Origin of the sequence: Streptomyces sp. LS1784, assembly GCF_020103755.1 — a bacterium.
Classification (GTDB): Bacteria; Actinomycetota; Actinomycetes; order Streptomycetales; family Streptomycetaceae; genus Kitasatospora.
Genome location: NZ_JAHSQD010001163.1, coordinates 1 through 907, shown reverse-complemented (window position 1 = coordinate 907; position 907 = coordinate 1). Strand labels below are relative to the sequence as shown.

Here is a 907-nt window from a genome sequence, read left to right as displayed (position 1 = left end):
GCCGGGCGCCGAACGGGGCGGCGGCGGAACCGCCGCGGCTCACGGCCGCTAACGACCGGCCAACAGCGGCCGGCGCCCGCCAACGACGGCACTCGGGGTCGGGCCGGGTGTCGCGGACGGGGGCGTTGGCGGATCCTTGGTGCGGACTTGGCGGCCTCCGGCAGTGTGCTGTCGCAGCCACCGCCGGGCACGTCCGGCCGGTGCCCAGCATGCCCTGCCCGTGCTGCGCCCCCCGCCCGACCTGAGAGGTAGCGCGTGTCGAAGCCGTCCGTCGCCCAGCCCACGTCCGTCACCCCGCCGTCCGAGGGTCCGGTGGACGCACCGGAAGGCGCCACCGTCCAGGCCCGTCCGACCCTCGACCCCGACACGCTCGCCGAGATCCACCGGCTGCACGGCGGGTACCTGCTGCGTGCGCTGCTGCGGGCCACCGGCGGGGACCGCGGCAAGGCCGAGGACATCCTCCAGGAGACCCTGCTGCGTGCCTGGCAGCACCCGGAGGCCCTGGCGGCCGGGCCGGAGGCGAGCCGGCCCTGGCTGTTCACCGTCGCCCGGCGGATCGCGATCGACCACTACCGGATGGCCGCCGCCCGCGCCAAGGAGGTGATCGGCGAGCCGACGGAGGACCGGCCGGTCGCCGACGACCCGTACGAGCAGGTGGTGGTGGCCCGGGACATCGCGCTGGCGCTGCGCCGGGTGCAGAAGCACCACCGCGAGGTGCTGGTCGAGCTGCACCTCAAGGACCGCTCGGTGCTGGAGGCCTCGGCCCGGCTGGGGGTGCCGCCGGGGACGGTCAAGTCCCGCAACTTCTACGCGATCCGGGCGCTGCGCCCGGTGCTGGCGGCGGAGCACGGGTACGCACCGGCGGAGCACGGGGCGGCCTCGGCCGCCCGCTGACGGGCCGGCCTGT

At 76.6% G+C, this 907-nt stretch carries 1 protein-coding gene; it reads left to right on the top strand.

Features of this window, described 5'->3' with window-relative positions; all coding sequences use genetic code 11:
- Nucleotides 1-255 precede the first annotated feature (255 nt).
- On the top strand, nucleotides 256-894 hold the full coding sequence (locus tag KS423_RS46320; protein ID WP_224285637.1) for a sigma-70 family RNA polymerase sigma factor: 639 nt from the start codon (nucleotides 256-258) through the stop codon (nucleotides 892-894).
- The last annotated feature ends 13 nt before the right edge of the window (nucleotides 895-907 follow it).